This window comes from Candidatus Binatia bacterium, from assembly GCA_023150935.1.
Classification (GTDB): Bacteria; Desulfobacterota; Binatia; order HRBIN30; family HRBIN30; genus JAKLJW01.
In genome coordinates this window covers 12,724-33,770 of the sequence record JAKLJW010000048.1, presented here as the reverse complement: position 1 = coordinate 33,770, position 21,047 = coordinate 12,724, and the positions used below count along the sequence as shown (strand labels likewise).

At 68.2% G+C, this 21,047-nt stretch carries 16 protein-coding genes; 8 read left to right on the top strand and 8 right to left on the bottom strand.

Annotation, left to right across the window (positions count from 1 at the left end; all coding sequences use genetic code 11):
- Positions 1-502 precede the first annotated feature (502 nt).
- The 4 genes from L6Q96_20020 (at position 503) to L6Q96_20005 (ending at position 8,123) form a co-directional block, all read left to right on the top strand.
- Positions 503-904, top strand: coding sequence for a type II toxin-antitoxin system VapC family toxin (locus L6Q96_20020; GenBank protein ID MCK6556840.1), 402 nt, complete (start codon positions 503-505; stop codon positions 902-904).
- Between the two features lie 427 nt (positions 905-1,331).
- On the top strand, positions 1,332-1,472 hold the full coding sequence (locus L6Q96_20015; protein MCK6556839.1) for a hypothetical protein: 141 nt from the start codon (positions 1,332-1,334) through the stop codon (positions 1,470-1,472).
- Between the two features lie 17 nt (positions 1,473-1,489).
- Complete coding sequence (locus L6Q96_20010) at positions 1,490-5,320, top strand: translocation/assembly module TamB (GenBank protein ID MCK6556838.1); 3,831 nt, start codon at positions 1,490-1,492, stop codon at positions 5,318-5,320.
- Positions 5,310-8,123, top strand: coding sequence for a BamA/TamA family outer membrane protein (locus L6Q96_20005; GenBank protein ID MCK6556837.1), 2,814 nt, complete (start codon positions 5,310-5,312; stop codon positions 8,121-8,123). The genes L6Q96_20010 and L6Q96_20005 overlap by 11 nt, the downstream gene beginning before the upstream one ends.
- A gap of 117 nt (positions 8,124-8,240) precedes the next feature.
- On the opposite strand, the gene L6Q96_20000 is transcribed toward L6Q96_20005, so the two are convergent.
- The 5 genes from L6Q96_20000 to L6Q96_19980 all read right to left on the bottom strand — a co-directional run bounded on the left by L6Q96_20000 (position 8,241) and on the right by L6Q96_19980 (position 13,065).
- Positions 8,241-9,581 (bottom strand): hemolysin family protein, encoded by a 1,341-nt coding sequence (locus L6Q96_20000; GenBank protein ID MCK6556836.1) that lies wholly within the window; start codon positions 9,579-9,581, stop codon positions 8,241-8,243.
- 80 nt (positions 9,582-9,661) lie between these two features.
- Positions 9,662-10,972, bottom strand: coding sequence for a hypothetical protein (locus L6Q96_19995; protein ID MCK6556835.1), 1,311 nt, complete (start codon positions 10,970-10,972; stop codon positions 9,662-9,664).
- Positions 10,969-11,541 carry a TlpA family protein disulfide reductase gene (locus tag L6Q96_19990; protein ID MCK6556834.1) on the bottom strand — a complete coding sequence of 191 codons (573 nt, stop codon included), beginning with the start codon at positions 11,539-11,541 and terminating at the stop codon, positions 10,969-10,971. The genes L6Q96_19995 and L6Q96_19990 overlap by 4 nt, the downstream gene beginning before the upstream one ends.
- Positions 11,538-12,329, bottom strand: coding sequence for a prolipoprotein diacylglyceryl transferase (locus L6Q96_19985; GenBank protein ID MCK6556833.1), 792 nt, complete (start codon positions 12,327-12,329; stop codon positions 11,538-11,540). Before L6Q96_19985 ends, L6Q96_19990 begins: the two co-directional genes overlap by 4 nt.
- 262 nt (positions 12,330-12,591) lie before the next feature.
- A complete protein-coding gene (locus L6Q96_19980; protein MCK6556832.1) occupies positions 12,592-13,065 on the bottom strand; it encodes a VOC family protein in 474 nt (157 codons plus the stop codon).
- A 195-nt stretch (positions 13,066-13,260) separates the two neighbouring features.
- On the opposite strand from L6Q96_19980, the gene L6Q96_19975 reads away from it, so the two are divergent.
- From L6Q96_19975 to L6Q96_19965, 3 genes are read left to right on the top strand one after another with little or no spacing between them, the layout of a single operon-like run.
- Entirely contained in the window at positions 13,261-14,097 is an 837-nt protein-coding gene (locus L6Q96_19975) for a sulfite exporter TauE/SafE family protein (GenBank protein ID MCK6556831.1), read from the top strand.
- Positions 14,097-14,489 (top strand): DUF1634 domain-containing protein, encoded by a 393-nt coding sequence (locus L6Q96_19970; GenBank protein MCK6556830.1) that lies wholly within the window; start codon positions 14,097-14,099, stop codon positions 14,487-14,489. Before L6Q96_19975 ends, L6Q96_19970 begins: the two co-directional genes overlap by 1 nt.
- Before the next feature lie 21 nt (positions 14,490-14,510).
- Positions 14,511-15,086, top strand: coding sequence for a hypothetical protein (locus tag L6Q96_19965; GenBank protein ID MCK6556829.1), 576 nt, complete (start codon positions 14,511-14,513; stop codon positions 15,084-15,086).
- Between the two features lie 33 nt (positions 15,087-15,119).
- Here the strand turns inward: L6Q96_19965 and L6Q96_19960 are convergent, their stop codons facing one another.
- Together L6Q96_19960 and L6Q96_19955 are read right to left on the bottom strand one after the other, a co-directional pair.
- Entirely contained in the window at positions 15,120-16,337 is a 1,218-nt protein-coding gene (locus tag L6Q96_19960) for a hypothetical protein (protein MCK6556828.1), read from the bottom strand.
- Positions 16,338-16,430: 93 nt separating this feature from the next.
- Positions 16,431-18,179 (bottom strand): radical SAM protein, encoded by a 1,749-nt coding sequence (locus L6Q96_19955; protein MCK6556827.1) that lies wholly within the window; start codon positions 18,177-18,179, stop codon positions 16,431-16,433.
- A 170-nt stretch (positions 18,180-18,349) separates the two neighbouring features.
- Between L6Q96_19955 and L6Q96_19950 the strand changes: the two genes are divergently transcribed.
- A complete protein-coding gene (locus L6Q96_19950) occupies positions 18,350-19,951 on the top strand; it encodes a hypothetical protein (GenBank protein ID MCK6556826.1) in 1,602 nt (533 codons plus the stop codon).
- Here the strand turns inward: L6Q96_19950 and L6Q96_19945 are convergent.
- Positions 19,943-20,995 (bottom strand): NAD-dependent epimerase/dehydratase family protein, encoded by a 1,053-nt coding sequence (locus L6Q96_19945; GenBank protein MCK6556825.1) that lies wholly within the window; start codon positions 20,993-20,995, stop codon positions 19,943-19,945. The genes L6Q96_19950 and L6Q96_19945 overlap by 9 nt on opposite strands.
- Positions 20,996-21,047: the final 52 nt, after the last annotated feature.

The following is a 21,047-nucleotide window of genomic DNA, read 5'->3' as shown; positions in this document are numbered from 1 at the left end:
AGTGGCCGTGTACGAGTACGTGAACGAGTACGAGTACGGCGAAGAGGCCGGCTCGGCGGCGCCCGCAGGTGGAGTGCGTTAAACATTCAAGCGGGTCGCACCACGACAACCCGCGGTAATCGCTGGCATTCGGTCACCGGAGCGGGCCGATTTCTCGTCCATGGCTTCGTTTTCGACCGCAAAACCGGCGCGCTACGCTCCCGCATTCTCTCGCTGGGAACTGACGAGACACCTGCGTGCCCCGCAACCGTGCACGCGCGTTCGCAATCGGCAACCGGGCGCGGCGGCGGTCTGATTCAGCGCCGTTACGAACCGTCGTCGCATCATGGGGAAGCCCCGAGATCCACGTACTCGGCGTTACGACAGAGCCGCCGGGTCGATCGGCGCCGGGGTTGCGGGGCCCTCGGCGCCGTCCTCCGGGTGAGGACGCGGACCCCGGGGGGGGCGTGGAAGACCGAGAAGTATAGGAATTAGGTAACGCCATGTCTTGCCGGCGGCGCTCGTGAGTATCGCGGTCGACACCTCGGTGCTCATCGCCATCGCCACGGGCGAAGCCGAGGCGACGGAATGGTTGGACGTCCCGGTGCAAGCGCGGCGCGCCGGAGATGTGGTCATTTGCGATGTCGTCGCGGCCGAGTTCTACGCATTGCTGCTCGATGACCGCACGTTTCACGATTGCCTGACGGCGCTGGGAATCGTGTTCAGTCCGACGTCGATCGAGGCGGCGCGACGTGCGGGGCGTATCGTTCGCGCCTATCGTCGGGAAGGCGGGCCGCGCGAACACCCGCTGCCGGATTTCCCGGTCGGTGCTCGCGCCGAGAAGCAGGCTGATGGCATTGCCGCGGTCGACCGGGGGTATTTGCGCCGCTACTTCCCGCGGCTGAAGGTGGTGCAGCCGCCGTGAGCACCCGCGTGCAGATCGCGATCGCCAACGTGCGAAGGGGTTGCCGTGGTCTGACCTCCGCACTCCGCTGGAATCTCTGTACTTCGGTCCCGAACGTGGCCTGGAATTGGTCGCTGGGCGCGCATTTTCCGGGTGGAAAGGGAGCCGCCAGGAAACAGGTCTTGGGGTCTTGGGGTCTTGGGGTCTTGAGGTCTTGGGGTCTTGGGGTCTTGGGGTCTTGAGGTCTTGGGGGGCTTGCGTCGGGTCGGTGTCGGGGTCGCTATCGGAATCGGAATCGAGGCAAGCCATCGGCGGTAGCCTCGCCCCTCCCCGGGTTTCGACGCCAGGCATCTTCAGCCCGCACGGTGTCCCCACCGGCTCGCCGTTGCGCGAAGCCCGGGAATGAGCATTCCTGTGCTTCGCGCGTTGGTGACGGAAGGAGCGACCGATGGCGGCAACGAAGCCGTGCGTGGTTCGGGAAGAAGCGTGCACAGCCGAGGGATGGGACGACCCGGCCGTCGGGTGCGTGTTCCCCGTCGATTCCTTCGTCGATGTCCGGTACGAGTTCTCCGAGGCGACGCCGAATTAGGAACTGGTCGGGGAATAATGAAATGGACCCTCCGCATCCTGCTGGCCGCCGTTGTCCTGGCGGTCGCTCTCGCCGTCGTCTTGTGGCGCGCGACGCCGCGACTGACCGCGACGCTGCAGGAGCAGATCGAACACGCCCTGGCCGCAGCCGCTCAGGCTCCCGCCACCGTCGGTAGCCTGCGGCTCTCGCTGGCGCCCCCCGGACTCGACCTTCGCGACGTGACGGTCGGACCCGAGGGGGCGCTGCTCCGCTTGGGCGGGTTCCGCCTGGAGGTCGCCCCCGTGCGCAGCCTGCTCGCCCTGCGGCCTGTGTTCGACCTGCGCATCACGGACGTCGCCGCCGATCTCACTGCGCTGCCACCGCTGCCCGCGTCCGAAACCGACGCCGCCCCGTGGCTACCTCCACTGCGCCTCGACCGCGGCGTCGTCGATGGCCTGCATCTGCGGTTCCCCATGGATAACGGTCCGGGAACGCTGAGCGTCGAGCGCATCGAGGCGAGCGGCGAGACGGGATGGCGAGCGGCCCGGGTCGAGGGCGAAGTGCGCGTCGCCGAGGCGCACCTGCAACGCCGGAAGTACAGCGCGCGACTCCATACGGTCGATGCGCACGGGGGCGTGGACGATACCGGCGTGTTCGTGCGTGACGGACGCGTGGTGGGCGACGGTATCGAGGCGACCGTCGCGCCAACCGCGACCGCCGGCCGTGTCGCCGTACGCGGTACGTTCCGGCCGGGGATCCTCGGCGTGCTCGTCGACGAGCTTGCCCTTATCGAAGGCACCGCGTCCGTAGAGGGCGCGCTGGAGGGCGATCTCGCACAGCCGGTGCTCGATGCCACCCTCGTGATCGAGAACGGCGCCCTCGCCGGCCGCCCGATCGGCGACCTGAGTGCGCGCGCGAGATTTCGCGACGTGAACCTTCATTTCGAAGAAGTGCGCATGGTCGGTCCCGCCGGCAAACTGAACGGTGACGTCGACTTGCTGCTCGAAAAGGAGGTGCAGATTCGCGTCGACGTCGAAGCCGAGGACCTCGATCTGCAAGGCATCCTCGCCGCCACGGGGGTCGAGGTACCACTCCGGGTCCGGATGGACGGGACGACGCGTATGCGTGGGCAGCTCGATCCGCCCGATTTCACCGTCTTCGGCAACGGCGCGATGCGGTCGTTGGCGGGTGCCGGAAGCGGCGCCGAGGCCGCGTGGGACGCGAGTGTGCGCCTGCTCAAAGACGACCTGGCCGTGCGCCTCGCGGTGCGCCAGGCCGGTAACCGAATCGGCGGGGAGCTCATGCTCGTCCACGACCGGCTCGGCGGCGGGGTCAGCGTCGACCTCGACGATGTTGCCGTCGCCACCCCGCTATTGCCGCTGGCGGTGGTGGCCCTGGCGCCGTCGGGGCAACTGCGCGGCGACGCCGTGTTTTCGGGGACCGTCGATCGCCCTGGGTTCGGGGGCACGGTTGCGGGGCGCAACCTGACGCTCGGGGGGGCGCCGATCCGGCGGGTCAACGGCGACTTCGCCATCGGCGCCGAGGGCTTGATCACCCGCGAGACGATCGTCGAAACGCCGGCAGGGATCGGGGTGTTTGCGGGTACCGTGGCGCTACAACCGGAGCAGCGTAACGACTGGTCGCTGCGGCTCGACGAGCTCGACAGCGACGGCACGGTGCGTCTCGTCGAAGCCGTCACTGGAACCCGGTTGCCGGTCGGCGGCGGCACCCTGAGCGGGCGGGGGCGCTGCACCGGGTCATGGGCCGACGCGCGCTGCGAGGCCGACGTCGAGGCCCGCTGGCTGCGGGTCGGTGCGGAGCCGTTCCGAAGTGTCCGGTTGCTTGCGGCCGGGACACTACCGGCGTGGGAGGGCCGGCTGCGCGCCGAACGAACGGCGGCCGAGGCGCTTACGATCGCCGGGAGCGGCGTCGGGTTGGAGCGCATCGATCTGCGTGTCGACTCGGATCCGCTGCGGTTGGCCAGCATCTTCGCCGGTGCGGAAGGCGTGGACGGGAGGGTCCGCGTCGAAGGGCAGTTGAGCGGTGCACCGGAGCGTCTGGACGGAGAGGTGACACTGACGGCGACGGACGTTGCCGTCCGGCGGCACGCTTTCGGGGAAGTGCGCGTGCGGGGCGTCGCCCGCGGCGGTGGCTGGACGGTCGACGGCAGCGCCCTGGACGGTGCGGTGTCGTTGCGTGTGGCGATTCCGGCCGCGGCGACCGCGGTGTCGGATCTGGCGCTGCGCTGGCGCGATCTCGAAGTCGGGCCGTTGCTTGATGCCGGTGGTGCGCTGTCCGTGCGCAGTGCCGGCTCCGTCGACCTCCGCGGTCGCGGCATCGCTTTCGACGCCGCGACCGGCACGATCGCGGTTAGCGAACTCAACGTCGACCGGGGCGACTATCGGGTCAGCGCCCGCGAACCCGTCGTCGTGCGGGTCGATCGCGGGCGCTTCTCCGTGGTTTCCGCCGTGTTGGAAGGGCCGAAGAGCAGGCTGACCGTCGCCGGCGAGTGGGCGGCGAGCGGTTCTGTCGACCTCCGCTTCGACGGCGATGGAGACCTCGTGCTGCTGGAACTGGCAGTGCCCGGTGTGCAGTCCGCCAGCGGCCCGTTCACCGTCGATGCCCGGGTGCGCCACCAGCCCGGCGGCGTGTGGGACCTCGCCGGGGAGGCCCAGGTGCGCGACGGGCTCGTCGATGCCGGGTTGCCGGTGGTTCTGGCGGGTGTGGATTCCACGGTGGTCATGCGGGGTGCCGTGATCGAGGTGCGCGAGCTGCGCGGACGGGCCGGAAGCGGCTCGTTCGCCGTCGACGGAACGCTCGACCTCGACCACGGCCCGGCGCTGCGCTGGCAGGTGGACGACGTCGCCATGACGGCGCCGGAGTGGCTCGAGGAGCGGTTTTCGGGACGCGGTGCCGTCGAGGGGAGCTGGGAGAGAATCCTGGTGCGCGGCGGCGTCGACGTCGACTACGTCCTGTACGAACGGGACGTCGAGATCACGGACTTTCTGCCGTGGTTGAAGGGGCAACTGGCGCCGCCGCCGGCGGCGAAAGCGCCGGCCCGGGTGGTCGCGCTCGATCTGCACATCCGCGCTCCGGACAGCATCTTTGTCCACAACAACTACGCCAGGGCCGAGTTGGAAGCCGACCTGCGGGTCGGGGGCACCGTCGACGCGCCCAGCGTGACCGGTGTGGTCCAGGTCGTCAGCGGCGACGTGACGGTGAACAAGCGGGTGTTCACCGTCACCGGGGGCGCGGTGGACTTCCGCGATCCGACGCGCATCAATCCCGTGCTCAACCTGTCTGCCGAGACCCAGATCCTGACCAAGGAGGGTCTTTATCTCGTAACTGCCACAGTGACCGGCACGGCCGATCAGCCGCGCGTGCAACTCGGTTCGGACGATCCGAGCCTGACGCAGAACGACATCCTGAGCCTTGTGGCGACCGGGCGAACCGCGAAGCAGGCGGCGCAGGACAAAACCGGATTCAGTCCGGCCAGCGCGCTCGCGTTCGTGCCGACGCGCGGCTTTCAGGACTTCCTGTCGCAGACCATCGGTCTCGACCTGTTCGAGCTCGATACCGGGCGGGTCGAGGACACCGGCCCGGTGCTGCCGCGCGTGACCGTCGGCAAGCAGTTGACCGAGGACCTGCGAGTGACGGCCTCGAATACCCTGGTCGAGACGCTGACGCGCGTAACGTTGGACTACCGGTTGGGACGGCGATTCTCGGTCTACGGAACCTGGGAGAGCCAGAGTACCTCGCAGGCGGGGGCGTTCGGCGGTGGCGGAACCCTGCGCTACAACTTTCGCGGCTCGCCGTTCTCGTTGTTGCGCGGCCTCGGAAATCTGGACCCGCCCGTCGATGCGCCCTGACGCTTCCCGCCTGATCGGGCTCGTGCTGTTGCCGATCGTGCTCGGACTGCGCGCCGCACCGGCCTGCGGCGACGGCGAGCCGGCGGCGGCGCTGCCGGTGCGGGCAATCGAGATCCGCTGCGCGGCGCCGATCGACGTCGCCGGCCTGCGCGGCATGCTGCCGTTTCGTCCGGGCGAACCGCTGGCCGCGGACGCTCTGACGCGGGCGCGGACACTGCTCGACGAGACGGGCATTTTCACCGATATCGACCTCGAGGCCGAGCCGCGGGAAGACGGCGTGGCGGTAACGATCGCGCTGGTACGCCGGCCGGTGATCAACCTGTTGTGGATACGGGGCAACGAGACGCTGTCGCAGTCGCGCCTGTTTCGGCTCATCCGGGTTCGCGAGAACGCGCTCTTGAACGAGACGCTGCTCGACGAATCGGCCGAGCGCGTGCGCCGCGCGTATCGTCACGAGGGCTTCGAGTCGGTACGCGTCGAGGCGGAGGTGAACGACCGGAGTCCGGGCGAGGTCGACGTCATCTTCCGGATCGACGAGGGCGAACCGACGTTGATCGTGGGAATCGCCGTCGACGGCGAAGCGGCACTGCCGCTTCCGCGGGCGGAGGTGCGCAAGGCCATCGGTCTGGAGGTCGGCGACCGCCACACGCGCGACGGCGATCGCGCCGCGGTCAAGAATCTGATCCAGCTCTTCCGCCGCTACGACTACTACGAGGTGTCGGTGCGCAGCCGGTGGGAGCCGGGCGTTGCAGCCACCGGCACGCTGCACCTGCGGATCGACCCGGGGCCGCTGCTTACGGTCGGCTTTACGGGCAACACGCACTTCAAGGCGGCGACCCTGCTCGGGTTGATGGACTTCAAGACGCGGGCGATCGTCACCGACGGCACCTGGCGCGAACTCGCCAGGCGCATCCGCCGTCATTACCTGGAGGCCGGCTTCTATTTCGTGCAAGTCGATCTCGCCATTGACCGAGGCGATCCCAAGGCGATCCGCTTCGCCATTCGGGAGGGCGAGCGGTATCGGGTGGCGGCGGTGCGCTTCGAGGGCAAGTCGGGGCTGAGCGCGGGGCAGTTACGCTCGCAGATGGCGACGGGATCGCGCGGTATCAGATTGTGGCATACACCCGTACTCCTCGACGACGTCCTCGACGACGACGTGAAACGGCTGCGCTCCTTCTACCGTCAGCACGGTTACCTGAACGCGGAAATCGTCGACAAGCGCTTTTCGTTCGATGCCGCGGCGGGGACGGTCGAGGTCACTCTGATCGTGGAGGCGGGACCGCAGACGATCGTGCGCGAGATCGTTCCGGTGGATTTCGAGCCGGAGGGCGGGGCGCTGCCGGCGTTTCGGAGCCGCATTGGCAGACCGGTCAGCACCGATGCGGTGGAGGCCGACCGGGTCGCGTTGCAACGGCGGTTGGTGGATCGCGGTTACGAGAGTGCCACGGTAGACGCGGAGATCGTCACTGCGCGCGACGGCGACGCTCTGGCGGGGACGATCCGACTGACGGCGACGCCGGGCGAACGCATCCGCGTCGGCGCCGTGGTCGTGCAGAACGCCGTGGATACGCGCTGGAGTCTCATCGAGCGTCAGGCGCAGGTGGTCGTCGATCGGCCGCTCAACGAGGCGGCGTTGCTCGAGGGTCAGGCGCGGCTTTATCGGCTGGGGCTGTTCCGTAGCGTGAACGTGCGGCCACTCGACTCGGGCCCCGCCCCGGGAGTACGCGACGTGGGGATCGCGGTGACAGAACGTCCGCCGGGCAATTTGCTCTGGGGTGGCGGCTACAATACGCGCGACGGCCTGCGGGTGTTCGGCGAGATCGCCACCTCCAACCTGCAAGGTCTCGGACGGCGACTCAGCCTGCGCGGCGATTTCAGTATCGACCCGAGTCACGGCTTCGTTCCCGACCAGTACATCGGCACCCTCGGGTACCGGGTTCCGCGGGTGTTCGGCAGCGAATGGACGGCGCGAGCGACTTTGCTGGCCAACCGGTCGACCCGTTCGGTCGACCAGTTCAGCATCGAGCGCTACGCACTCGTCCCGGCTGTGGAGCGCCCATTCGCACGCGGACTGATCCTGGGGGTGGATTACCTGGCGGAGCGCAGCCGGTCGTTCGATCTTGCCCGTCCGGTGCTGGCGTTCAATCCGGCCGATGCGGAATGGATGTGGGCTTTCGGGCCGGGGCCGTTCGCGCTTTACGATAGCCGGGACGATCCGTTCCTGCCCCGCCGCGGCTTCTTCGATTCGCTGACCACGCGGTTGGCGCCGGCGCAACTGGGGTCGTCGGTGCCGTTTGCGACGGTGCAGGCGTTGCATTCGCAGTACATTCCGGTCTTCGACGACGTCATCTTCGTGTACGCATTGCGCGGCGGCTACGGTGACGCGTTCGACGGTGGGGCGCAGGTGCCGATCCGGTCGCGTTTCTTTCTCGGTGGGCGCGCGACCGTGCGTGGCTTTGCCGAGAACTCGATCGGTCCAACGGTGGGCAACGCCAACGATCCGCTGGGTGGCGACCTGATGGCGAACGTCAACCTCGAGTTGCGCTTTCCGTTGCTGTGGGGCTTCGGCGGTGCGGTGTTCAGCGACGGCGGCGGGGTGTACCTGCAGAATTGCGAAGCGGCGAACGACGAACCGATCGAGAACTGCGCGATCGACTTCGACAATTTCCGGCGCTCGGCCGGGATGGGCCTGCGGTATATTACCCCGGTCGGCCCGTTGAGCCTCGACTACGGCATCAAGCTCGACCGTCGCGCCGGCGAGTCCTTCGGCGAGATCCACTTCAGCGTCGGGAATATCTTCTGAGCCAGCACTTCCGAGAATCCTCGCGGCGCGCAAAGATTTCGCAGGCGGTGGAACGCGACCTCCGGGCGCGTTCGGCGGGGCTGGCGCCTCGCCGTGCCGGAGGGGGCGCTGGCCCGCTTACGCGGCGTTGCCGGCGGCGAGGTCGCGGCGTTTGAACGGGCCCTCGATGCGGATCTTGCGCAGCCGCCGGCCGTCGAGCACCACGACGGTCAGCTTGAAGCCCTGTTCGGTGATCGCTTCGCCGCCCTTGGGAAAGCGCTTCAACCGCGAGAGCACGAAGCCGGCCGTGGTCCTGTAGTCCGGACTCTCTTCGAGCGGCACGCCGTAACGATCCCGGAGATCGGCAAGCGGGTAGGACCCCTGCACCAGCAGCGACCCGTCGGGCAGCACCTGCACGGCCTGCTCTTCGTCGACATCGAACTCGTCCCGGATCTCGCCGACGATCTCTTCCAGCAGGTCCTCGATCGACAGCAGGCCGACGACGGTGCCGAACTCGTTGACGACGATCGCCATGTGGGTGCGCCGGGCCTGCAGCTCGCGCAGCAGGTCGCTGATCTGCATCGAGTCGGGCACGAAGAAGGCCGGGTGCATTACGGTTGCCAGGGGAACCGGCTCGGTCTTTTCGACGGCGCGCAGGAGATCCTTGATGTGGACGATCCCGATGATGTGGTCGAGGTCGCCCTGAAACACGGGCATGCGCGAAAAGCCGGTCTCGACCAGGGTCCGCAGCATCTTTGCGGGCGGTGTGGTGGCGTCAAGGCCGTGGACCTCGGAACGCGGCACCATGACCTCGCGCACGGAGGTATCGGCAAACTCGAAAACGCTGTGGATGAGTTCGCGTTCGGCCTCGTCGAAGATGCCGTGCTCGGCGCCCTCGCGCACCATGTGCTTCACCTCCTCTTCGGAGATGAAGGCTTCCTGGGCGCGACCGCTCTGACCGAAGAGCCAGAGAATTGCGTCCGTCGACACGGTGAGGGCGGTTACCAGCGGCCCCGCCAGGCGCGAAAGCGCGTGGATGGGTCCGGCCGCCAGGCACGCCAGGCGCTCGCTGTGGCGCAGGGCGAAAGACTTCGGCACCAGCTCACCGAGGACCAGGGAGAAGTAGGAAATCACCGCGACAGTCATGCCCAGTGCGATCACGCCTACCCAGTGGGCGAGCGCGGCAGGGAACAGGGGCGCGAGCCTTGGCTCGAGGTAGGTCACCGTGACGGCACCGCCGATGACCGAGGCCATCGAGCCGACCACCGTCACGCCGACCTGCACCGTCGCCAGAAAGCGTCCGGGTTCCTCTTTCAGGGCGGCGAGGGTTGTCGCCCCCGCCCACTTCTCCTGGATCAGTTGGCCCAGACGGCTCTTGCGGACCGCGACGATGGCGATTTCAGCCGAGGAGAAGAAGCCGTTGGCCAAAATGAGGACGATGATGCCGAGGATTTCTAACAGTGCGCCGGGGGACTCCATCAATAGGGCCACAGCATAGCGAGGCTCGGCCTTCGGGGCCAGCAAAGGGTGGAGGGGTGATTCATCGGCTTCCTGCCGTGCTAGGGGGTAGCGAGATTGGGTAGCTCGCCGCGGACGACGTGCCGTTGGAAGAACCTGCGAAAGCTCTTGCCGGCGACCGTGCGGACGGTTTGCGCGAAGCGCGCCGAGTCGATCGTGCCGCCCTGCGTCGACAATGCCGTAACGACGTCGTCGAGGCGGCGTTTTCCGGCGGTCGCGCGCTGGATGCGCTGGTCGAGCGCGTACATTACCAGGGGGGCGCTATTGTTGGTCGCGGCGTTGTCGTGCTGCCGCGTGAGGTCGACGTTCCACAGGCCGTAGCGGGCAAACGATCGCAGCCCGCGCTCGAACGCGACCTGGTCGACGAGGCCGGTCCGCCGCTGTAATTCGAGCGAGTAATACTCGGCGAGTCCCTCGGCCACCCAGTCGGCGTCGTTGCCGCACTTGAAGGGTTGCATGACGTGAAACAGCTCGTGCAGGTACGGCGAGGTCTTGTCGGGCGTGCGCAGGGGGCGATCGCCGTGGACGTAGACGGAGCGCATGCCGCTGATGCCGCCGCGCCACATCGGGTCCGGCGCGCTGACCACGAGGAGGCGCTCCGGTCGGGTCGCCAGCAGGCGCTGCAACAGGGGAAGCGTCGGCGCGAGGAACTCGAACAGTGCGGTCGGAGCCAGAGCGGAGCCGGGCGCCCGGGCGACTTGCAGCAGTGTGCCGGAGATGTCCTCGCGGTTGAGGTCTATCTTTCCGAGGGCGAACCAGCCGCGCGGCCGGTCGAGCACTTTCCCGGGCTCTTCGGGCCGGTAGGTGTCCGGCCCGATCGGCTCGATGGCGGTCGCGCTGCGCCATCCCGGCGGCATCCGAAACAGCAGGCGACTGCGCCCCTCGGGGGTGGCGCCGTTGCGCTTGTCCCAGTCGACGAGGATGCGGGGGAAGAGCGCGCGGGCGCGCGTCACCACCCAGTCGGGCGCCGCGTAGCTGTCGTAGCCCTTGCCGCTGGCGCGGCGGTGGTCGATGCGAACGTCGTACTGGAGGTGGCCATAGGGTCCCTTTGGGGACCAGCGCACGCGGCCGTCGGGCAGCGTCTCGAGGGTTCCCGAAGCGCGGATGTGGGTGAAGCGCTGCGGGGCGAAACGCAGGACGAAGGCGTTGATTTCATCGAGGCCGGCGCCTTCCCAGCGCACGCGGGCGATGCCGCGCCGCTCCTGCGAGAGCTCGACGATGTAGTCGAGCGAAAAGGTCTCCCGTGCCTCGGCGGCGGCGCGGCCCGGCACCGCGAGGAGCCCCGCGAGCAGCGCGATGGCCGCGGCCCCGAGTCCGCGACACCGCGCCGCCCGTGCCGGGAGCGGCGTCACCCCGCGCCCACCCCGCCGGCCCGCGGCGCACCGCTGTCCTCGGCGGGCCGGCGCAGCAGGTCGAGGAAATACGCGTAAACGCCGTCGCTGTCCCAGTCCTCGGGGCCGATCACGTGGCGGATTACCAGCCCGTTGCGATCGATGACGAAGGTCTCCGGAAAGCCGGTGATGCCGTACCGGCGTGGCAGCAAACCCTCCGGGTCGAGGAGCACCGGAAAGGTGATGCCGGTTTCCTGTACGAACTGTCCCACGACGGCGGCGCCGCCCTCGTCTTCGCTGACTGCGAGCATGGCGAAATCGGTGCCGCGCAGGCGCTGGTAAAGGCGTTCCATCGAGGGCATCTCCTCACGGCAGGGGGGACACCACGTGGCCCAGACGTTGAGGAATACGATCTTTCCGCGGAGATCGGAAAGCCGGTGGGTTTTTCCCGACAGATCCTGGAGCGCGAAGACGGGCGCGGGGAAGCCGGCGCGCGTGGCGCTCTGGGCGCGGTAGAACCAGAGGCCAACCAGCAGGGCGATGAGCAGAACGGCAAGCGGTGCGACGACCGCGGCGGGCCGTGCCGTCATGACTTGGCGGACCGGACGGAACCCGGCGCGGGCGCCGGCACGGTGCGGGCGGCCAGCAGCCGCCACGCGCCGATCGCCATCAGGCCGAGGGCGATGAGTTGCGCCTCGGACAGGCCGAACAGCAGGCGCGGATTGATGCGTACGAACTCGATCGCGAACCGCGCCCCCGAGGCGAGAACGAGATACCACCAGAAGAGATTGCCGGGGGCGTGCGGCCGGGTGCGCATTCTCCACAGGATGAGGAACACGGCGCTGTAAGCGAGGGTCTCGTAGATTGGCGCCGGGTGCACGCGCACGCCGGGCGGGTAGTCCCATCCGACGATGGCGTTCGGATACGCCATGCCCCACGGCAGCGTCGTTTCGCGTCCCCAGTCGCCGTCGCCGGCAAGCTGGCAGCCGATTCGTCCGAGGGCCTGCGCCAGCACCAGGCCGGGGGCAATGCAGTCGACCGTAACCGCCCAGGGAAGTCCGTGGCGCAGGATCGTCAGGGATACGGCAATGAAGCCTCCGATCAGGCCGCCGAAGAAGACGAAGCCGGAGCCGCTGAGCATGAACCCGACGGGATCCGCCACGAAACTCGACCACTCGTCGCCGATGGCAAGTAGTCGGGCCCCGACCAGACCGCCGACCGCGGCCCAGAAAACCATGGCCGACGCCAGCTCGCCGTTGAGGCCGTGGCGGTTCATTTCCCGGCCCGTGAGGTAGCCGGCGGTCAGGAAGCCCAGCGCCATCATCAAGCCGTAGCTGTAGATGGTCACCGGGCCGAGTTGCAGGATCACGGGATACATGCGGCGGCGATGATAACCGACGAGTATGCGGGTGGCTAGGAGCCTGTCGGAGAAAGCGGGCCCTCGCCCTTCGACGGGCTCAGGGCGAGCGGAAGGTGCTGTGAAATAAAGGCAGAGCCCGCTCGTGCTGAGCTTGTCGAAGCACCAGCGGGCCCTCGCCCTTGGACGGGCTCAGGGCGAGCGGGAGATGCTGTGAAGTAAAGGCAGAGCCCGCTCGTGCTGAGCTTGTCGAAGCACCAGCAGGCCTTTCTCCGAAAGGCTCCTAGGCGAGGCGACGGAAGGCGTCGACCACCTCGGGCGGCGCCTGGACCAGTTCGATGAGCACCCCCTCGCCGCCGATCGGCGCCTGCTCGTTGCCCTTGGGGTGAATGAAGCAAACGTCGAAGCCGGCCGCTCCCTTGCGGATGCCCCCGGGGGCGAAGCGCACGCCCTGTTGCGTCAGCCACGCGACGGCGGCAGGCAGGTCGTCGATCCACAGACCGATATGGTTCAGGGGCGGTTCGTGTACCTTCGGCCGCTTGTCCGGATCGATGGGCTGCATCAGGTCGACCTCGACCTTGAAAGCGCCGGCGCCCGCCGCGGTAATGTCCTCGTCGACGTTTTCCGTCTCGCTGCGAAACGTGCCGGTCGGCGTCAGGCCGAGCACGTCGACCCACAACCGCCGCAGCGCCGCTTTGCTCGGACCGCCGACGGCGATTTGCTGCAGGCCGAGCACCTTGAACGGACGATCGCCCATGAAATGTCCTCCTTGACGAAGCGCGCCGAGGCTACCGGCCATCGGTTGCCGTGACAAGGGGACGGGAAGGGCGGGCAGCCGAGCCGTGCCGCGGTCGCCGCGGCGGACCCGCGGTGCTCGACTGGCGGTGCGCGTTACGACTATCCTGCCGCCGATGCGGCGTGGCAGGGTCGGTAAGGGCAGGGGACGAACCGCTTGGACGTTCTGACATTCACGGCCACGGTGTGGGCCACCGCGGTTCTGGCGGGTTTCGTCGGTGCGCTCAGCGGTCTCGGTGGCGGTGTGGTGATTATTCCCGTGCTGACGCTCGGGTTCGGGGTCGACATCCGTTATGCCGCCGGGGCCGCCTTGATCTCGGTTATTGCCACCTCCTCCGGGGCGGCCTCGGCGTACGTGCGTGACGGCTACAGCAATCTCCGGGTCGGCATGTTCCTCGAAATCGCCACCACGACCGGCGCCGTTGCCGGTGCGACGCTGGCGGCGATTGTATCGACCGGCACGATCGCCGTCGTCTTCGGGGTGGTGCTGCTAATCTCGGCGGCGCTGTCGCTGCGGCGGACCGATCCCGCGATTGCCGCGGCGCCGGCCGACCCGCTGGCCTCGCGCCTGCGTTTCGACAGCACGTATCCCACGGCAACCGGGCCGTGCGCTTACCGCGTGCGCAACGTCCCGGCCGGGTTCGCCCTGATGGGCGTTGCGGGCATCCTCTCTGGCCTGCTCGGCATCGGCTCCGGAGCGGTGAAGGTTCTGGCGCTCGATTGGGCGATGCGTTTGCCGTTCAAGGTGTCGACGACGACGAGCAACTTCATGATCGGGGTAACCGCGGCGGCCAGTGCGGGCCTGTACTTGCGGCACGGGTATATCGATCCGGGGTTGGCGATGCCGGTGATGCTGGGTGTTCTCGTCGGCTCGCTGGGCGGGGCGCGGGTGCTGGTGCGGGTCGACAGTCGGGCGTTACGCATACTCTTCACGGCGGTGTTGTCGGGGCTCGGCGTGCAGATGATCTACAACGGGCTTACCGGACGGATGTGATGATGACGGACGCGGGCCGGCGGTGGAGCGATCGCCGTATAGAAACGATGGTGGCGCTGTTGCTGCGCGGCGGTCTTCTGTTGGCGGCCGTTGTGGTGCTTGCCGGCGCCGCCGTTTACCTTTACCGGCACGGGACGGAGATGCCGAGCTACACGGTATTCAGGGGCGAGCCGGCGACGCTCGAAGAGATCGGTGGCATTGCCGGCCAGGCCCTCGGTGGCCGCAGCGGTGGCCTCATGCAATTGGGCCTCGTGCTGCTGTTGGCCACGCCGGTTGCCCGGGTGGCGCTGTCGGCCCTCGCCTTCGCGTTGCAGCACGACTGGCTGTACGTCGGCGTTACGCTCGGCGTGCTCGCGGTCCTGTTGTACAGCATTCTCGGAGCGTATCTGTGAGTCCGGTCGGGGGTAACCACGATGAGTGAACGGACCGTATTCGGGTCGTGGGTGGCATGGCTGGCCGCGGCGGCTCTGATAACGGCGGGCGCCGCGATGGTCACCGCCGTTGCGGTCGTGATTCAGGTGCGGCGACAGAGCGAGCTGTCGCGCTTCAACGCCGGGCTGGCCTCGCTCTGGCAACTGCGCGCCGAATGGAGCGGCGAGGAGATGCTGGACGTGCGGGGAGGGGCGGCGGCGGCGCTGCTGGAAGGCCGGGGCAGCGATGACGTCGATGCGGTTCTCGACTTCTTCGACGAGGTGGCGTTTCTCATGCGTCGGGGCGCCGTCGACGAGGAACTGGTCTGGTACCAGTTCTACTGGCCGATGGTGCACTACTGGGCGGCGTCGCGCGGTTACGCCGGGGAGGTTCGCCAACGCGAACCGACGGCATGGGCACAGCTCGATGCCATGATGCCGGAGTTGCTCGCCGGCGAGGCGCGCCGCACGGGACGATCGACGGAGGATGTCATGCCGGGCCGTGCTGCGGTGCGCGAGTTTCTCGAAGGCGAAGTGGGGGTGTGCGAAGACGACGACGCCCGGCGTACCCCGCTATAGACGGAGTGCGCCGCCGCGGACCGACCGCGAGGATCACCCCGGCGGGGACGGACGGTTGCCGCCGAGAGTGGCGAGCAGGGCCGAGGCGAAGAAACGGTCGAGATCATGGCGCTCCAGTCCCTGCGTGAGTGCGCCACGGTGCGGCAGTGCATCGGCGGTTTCGGCGCCGAATCGGCCGATGGCTGCGGCCCAGGCGTCGACGTCGCCCATGTTCGCGAGGCGCACGCCGGGTCCGGCGAAGGGCCGGGTCGAGGGCAGATCGGTGGCCACGATCGGCCGGCCCATCGCCAGCGGAACACTCATCGAGTAGTGGCTCTCCGCCGGCGGCATGATCGGGTTGAGGACGATGCGCGTGCGCTCGATCAATTCCAGCAAGCGCGTGTGTGCGACCTCGGCGTGGACGTCTGCCGCCAGGCCGTAACGGCGGATCGTCGCTTCGATCTCGTCCACGTGGCCGGTATCGACCAGGGCCGCGATCCGACCGGCGCCGGTACGCGCCAGGGCCGCGAGAACCGTGTCGTAATCCCGGGATTTGCTGCCGAAGATCAGGGCGTCGCACTTCGGCGTCGTCGGGCGCAGCGGGAAATAGTAGCGATTGGTCGGAAACGGCGCGCCCATGAGCCGCCAGGCCGGCGCCGTCTTGCCGAGCAACCCGGCGCGCGGCACGCCGTCCAGAAGCCGGTCGTAGGCGGCGTTCATGAAGTTCGTCGACCCGGCGAACGCATGCCACAACGGCGTGCCGGGCGGCGGCGTCTCGACGAGTACGGGTTCGTCCTCGTGAAGATTCTTGATCGCGAAGGTCACCAGCGTCGCCCCCAGGGTGGCGGCCGCCCGGGTCGCCCGATCGTTGGGGAACAGGGCGATAACGGTGTCGAAGTTTCCGCCGGGCGGGTGCCAGTCGGGATCGTCGCCGGACTGGCGGACAATCGAAACGGCCCCCTTGAGTTCGGTGAGCCGGTCGTCGTCGAACGCGTAACGGGCATCGGTGACCCACACGGTTGGCCAGCCGGTGGCGGCGAGCAGGGTCAGCATGCCCTGCTCGAACCACCACAGAGTCGACTGATCGTGCCACGGGTAGAACGCCAGTCCGAGGACGTTGCGTCGGCCCAGTCGGCGGCGCAATCCTTGCGCGATCCGTGCGGTGTGCAGTGCGCCCGGCCGCAGCAGCTCCGGCGGATAGCGCCGCCGGAAGACGGGCATATCGATGACCAGAAAGTACTCGTTGGGGCCAGCCCCCCGGTGCCTATCCATGGCGCGACGTGGGTCAGGGATCGAGATCGTCTTGCAGCACAGCCGACGACGACGGGTTCGGGGCCACGGGCGGTCGACCTGCTGGCGGCGCGATCAAGGCGTCTCCGCCGGCGGGCGGCGGGCCTGTTGCCGGTGGTGGTGCGTCAGCACGCTACGGAGTTGCGCTACCGCCTGACGTAAGGTGACCGGGTCTGCCGAGACCGGTGCGCCGTCGAGCACGAGCCGAAGGGGCGTGCCCTCGGCGAGTTCCGGCGCGATGCGCAGGCGCAGCCGTTCGCCCCCCGGAGTGCGAACGATCAGTCGGGTGCCGTCGGCGCCCTCGAAGGTGTGGCCGCCCGCGAGGTTGGTGCCGGGCTTGAGGGGTCGAACGAGTTGCGCCACGCCGGCGGGCGAGAGTTCCAATTGTCCGAAGTGGGCCAGATCGAATTCGATCGCTTCCTCGGGCACCAGCCAGAGCAGACTCCGAATACGTTCGCGGCGGTCCTGGGGCACGAACCGCAGCGCGTCCTCGTCGAGGCGGGCGGTGCCTTCGTGCGCCCAGCCGGCGAGGGCCTGCGGAATCACCTCCGGCATGTCGCCCCCGAAAATCTGCCTGAACTCGGCACGGTCGACCACGTGGTTGTCGCGCAGGTAATGAGCGAGAAAGGTCCGGGCCTCGTCGGTTACGTCCACCAGGTTGCCGGCGTAGCTGGCGGGGCCTGCGACGGCCGGATCGTCGTCGGGATCGTGGGCCGCGAAGGCGGCGGTCGCGAAGATGCCGGACCGTGCCGAGCGGCCGAGACCGAGGACGTTGAGCGGCCGCCGCGATTCCGTTGTCAGGGCGGTGTAGAAGTAGCGTCCCCGCGGGGCTTCCTTGAAGCGCAGCAGCTTGAGAAGGATCGACTTCAGCCGCGGCGGCGCCTTGCGACGCGGCAGTTCGAGCATCATGTGGTGTCCGCGTCCCATGCGCACCACGTAGCCCGTCCGCTCCGCCAGCGCCGGCAGTGCCGGCGGTACGATGGCTTCGAAACGGCCGAGATGCGACCAGAACGCCTCCCACGAGCCGCCGAAGTGCTTGGCGACGTAAGTGTGCGTCGGCGTGAGCATGAAGATGTCGAGCCAGATGGGCTTGAAGCGCCGCAGTACGGTTTCCATTTCGGCGAGCATGCCTTCCGGTGTCGTGCCTTCCAGCCCGAGCAGGAAGTCGCAAGCCACGTCCGACACGCCGACGGCCTTGAGATCGGCGAAGCACCGTTCGATCGTCTCGATGCCCTGTCGGCCGCGGTTGTGACGGGCGTTGATCTCCGGGTCCAGCGTTTCGATACCGAAGGAGAGCTGCGTAAAGCGGTGCGCCGCCAGCACCTTGAGGCGATCCCGGTTCATCACCGCCGGGTCGAACTCGAGCTTGCGCGAGGCGCGCGGGTGCCACTTCAGCGCCTGGTCGAGCGCCTCGAACAGCTCGTGCAGCAGCGGCGCCGGCAACACCGACGGCGTGCCGCCTCCCATGTACAGCGAATGGAACGTCAGGGGCCGTACCGCCGGGCCGATGATCTCGATGGACCGTAAGACGCGCGTGAGCCACGTCTTCAGCAGCGCCGGCGACGACGGCCGCAGGCGGTCGTAATTGCAAAACGAGCAGAGGGCCTTGCAGAACGGCACATGCACGTAGACGCAGTTGAGCGGTTCCAGCGCGCTGACCGGGTTGCGCACCGCCCGGTGCCACAGCGCGGCGACCTCTTCTTCGGTCCAGACCGTTTCCGGCCCGCGCAGGTAGGCGAGGCGGGACGCATCGCCGACACGTGCGACCTCGAGATAGCGATCGTGGAGCGCCGTGCGGCGGCGGAGCCAACTATCGGTCTGCACCGGCTGTCCTCGGAACGAACTCCACCCCTAGCACCGTACCCCGGAAAACCCCAGCCGGAAAGGATGGGAACTCGCCGCGCGGTAGGTCGCGGCGCGAGATCGCGGCGGCACATCCGGTTGCAGGGATCGAGGCTGGCAATTCGCGGGAATCGAGGGCAGTTTGATGCCCGGTGTATCGAGACATCGTGTTCATGCGGCCGAGCTACTGGCTCCTGGTGGCCACGTTCGTCTGTCTGGTCGTCGGGACCGCACTGGTTCTGCGGCGCGAGTGGCGGGCGCAGCGGCCGTCGTCGTCCACCGTTGTGACGCTGGGATTGGTCTGGATCGTCGGGCTGGCGCTGCGGCTGTGGCTCTCGCCACACACGTTCCTTCACGAGTACTACCATACCGCCGAAACGATCTCGGCGTATCTGTCCGAGGAGATCGCCCCGCAGTACGGCAAGACGGGACCCGCGCTGTATCGGTTGGCCGGCGCCGTCAGCGGCCGGCCCGACGACGTGCGGGTCATCTTCATGACCAATGCGGTTCTAGCCTCACTGGCCGTTCCTGCCGTCGCCCTGTTCGACCTCGCGCTGGTCGGCAACTGGCCGCGCGCCATCTGTGCGGCAGTCCTTCTCTGTGTGTTGCCCCAGCATCTGCGGTTCTCGGGAGCGGAGGACCTCTTCGTGCCGGCGATGACACTTGGCTTCTGGACTCTGGCTTTGTTCGCACTCTATTTGCGGACCCGCCGCATTACCGACGCTTTGCTCACGGCGGCGGCGCTGTCTCTGGCCATGCAGGCACGGCCGGAGATGGTTTTCTTCCCGGCAATTCTGGTCGGACTGGTACTGTTGGCGCAGCCGCGTTCGTGGCGCGTGCTGATTACGGGGGGGACGTTGCTGGCACTGGTGGTGCTGGCCGAGTTGCTGTTGCCCCGTGTGTTCGAGTTGCGGGAGGCGGTCGGGGCGGGCTCGGGGCCGGCGCTACGGTTGCCGGAGGTGGGGCATTACCTGAAGAATCTGGTGCTGTTGGACGCGGCGGTAACGCCGGTGGCGTACTGGGTTCTGCTCGCGATCGGGCTGGCGTGGGGGGTTCGACACCAGGCCGGTCTGATGCTGTGGGCGATCCTCGCGTTCGTCGGCTACACGCTGCTTTCGCTCTCCGTGTTCAGCAACCCGCAGTACAACCTGCGGTCGCAGTTGTTGCCGATGGGCTTCACGGTCCCGATCGCGGCGGGGGTGGCGCCGTGGTGGATGGGTCTATGGGGACGCCGGCGTCGGACGGCGGTGGCGCTTGGGGGCTGCGGCCTGGCGGCGTTGGCGACGCTGATCGTGGTCACCCGGCAGGACTTCGTGACCGAGTTGCGCGATCAGCAACTGCAATGGGCGTTTCTCGAACGCACGGTGCCGGCGCTGCCGGAGAGCGCCACGCTGCTGACCGCGGTGGACGTCAGCTTCCGCAGCCTGGACGCCTTTCCGCAATTTCTGCTCTCGCGTGCGGGCAAGCGCTACGGAATGGTCGACGTGCGCCGGGCCGCCGCCGGTGAGGTTCCGTGGCCGCAGGCCGGGGACGACCTGATCTACTACCAGGGCATGTTCTGCTACTTCGCCTTTGGCGATGACGAGCCGACTCCCGATCCGATGACGGCGCCCTGCCGTGCAGTGCACGAGCGGTACGATGCGGAGCCGCTGGTTGTCGCGGAACTCGACACGCAGGGCTATTCGTTGCTGCGTTACGCGCGCGGGCCGTTCCGGATCGGCTTCTTCCGGCTCCGCGTGCCGCGGTCAGGATAGCTGTCGGACGAGACGCAAGATGCCCTGTCGCACCCGGGACCGGTGCGCCGAGCCGACAGTTGCGCGCAAGACGTCGTCCTTGTGGGACAGGTACCAGTCGTAGCTCTCGCAAATCATTTCCTCGTTCGACCACCGCGGCTGCCAGCCGAGTTCGGACCTGGCCCGGGCGATGTCGAAGTACAGGCTGCGGCCGTACATGAGGGCGTGGTAGGCGCCGAGTGGCGAAAGCCGCAGGGCGCTGGTGAGCTTCATCGCCGCTACCGCCGGAGCCATGGGCAGGGAATAGACCCGGCTGCCGGTGCCGGCGTGCCGGCACAGCGCCTCCAGCGTTTCTCGCATGGTGCCGAAGCGCTCGGCGCCGACATTGTACACGGCGAAGCCGGCGCGTGCGGCGGCCCGGATACAGGCGTCGGCGAGGTCGTCGGCGTGGACGAACTGATAAAGGTTGGCGCCGCTGCCGAGCACGGGAATGCGGCGGCCCTCCTCTACCCAGTCGAAGAGGATCTGGAAGATCCCCAGGCGTCCGTGGCCGAGCACGGTGCGGGGCCGGACGATAGTCGCGTCGAGGCCGTGGGTACGTACTGCCGCCTCGACGAGCCTTTCGGCTTCGAGTTTGGCCGCGCCGTAGGCTTCGCCCGGGTGCGGCTCGACGTGCTCGTCGACGGGATTGTGCGAGGGAATGCCGAATACGGCGCTGGACGAGGTGTGGACGATCTTGCGCACGCCGGCTGTGCGCGCCGCCTCGATGAGGTTGGCCGTGCCGCCGCAATTGACGGAACGGAACAGGCGGCGGTCCTTGGCCAGCGGCACCTGGGCCACGTTGTGGTACACCGCGTCGACGTTGGCGCAGGCGCGGCGCACGGCGTCGGCGTCGCGGATGTCGCCCCGGACGAACTCGACGTCGGACGGCCGGTCGCCGGCGTCGATAAGATCGAACACGCGGACCGCGACGCCCGCGGCGTGCAGCCGATCGCGCAGCACGCTGCCGAAATATCCGGACCCGCCGGTAATCAGTGCCCGGGTCGTCATCGGATGCGAGGGCAAGGCCGACTCCATTGAGTCGCCGTATGCAGGTGGGGACCTTGGTGGCTGGCGT

Coding starts and splice junctions, on each gene's coding strand:
- L6Q96_20015 (MCK6556839.1), top strand. CDS start 1,332: ATGGCGGCAACGAAGCCGTGCGTGGTTCGGGAAGAAGCGTGCACAGCC.
- L6Q96_20010 (MCK6556838.1), top strand. CDS start 1,490: ATGAAATGGACCCTCCGCATCCTGCTGGCCGCCGTTGTCCTGGCGGTC.
- L6Q96_20005 (MCK6556837.1), top strand. CDS start 5,310: ATGCGCCCTGACGCTTCCCGCCTGATCGGGCTCGTGCTGTTGCCGATC.
- L6Q96_20000 (MCK6556836.1), bottom strand. CDS start 9,581: ATGGAGTCCCCCGGCGCACTGTTAGAAATCCTCGGCATCATCGTCCTC.
- L6Q96_19990 (MCK6556834.1), bottom strand. CDS start 11,541: ATGACGGCACGGCCCGCCGCGGTCGTCGCACCGCTTGCCGTTCTGCTC.
- L6Q96_19985 (MCK6556833.1), bottom strand. CDS start 12,329: ATGTATCCCGTGATCCTGCAACTCGGCCCGGTGACCATCTACAGCTAC.
- L6Q96_19980 (MCK6556832.1), bottom strand. CDS start 13,065: ATGGGCGATCGTCCGTTCAAGGTGCTCGGCCTGCAGCAAATCGCCGTC.
- L6Q96_19970 (MCK6556830.1), top strand. CDS start 14,097: ATGATGACGGACGCGGGCCGGCGGTGGAGCGATCGCCGTATAGAAACG.
- L6Q96_19965 (MCK6556829.1), top strand. CDS start 14,511: ATGAGTGAACGGACCGTATTCGGGTCGTGGGTGGCATGGCTGGCCGCG.
- L6Q96_19960 (MCK6556828.1), bottom strand. CDS start 16,337: ATGGATAGGCACCGGGGGGCTGGCCCCAACGAGTACTTTCTGGTCATC.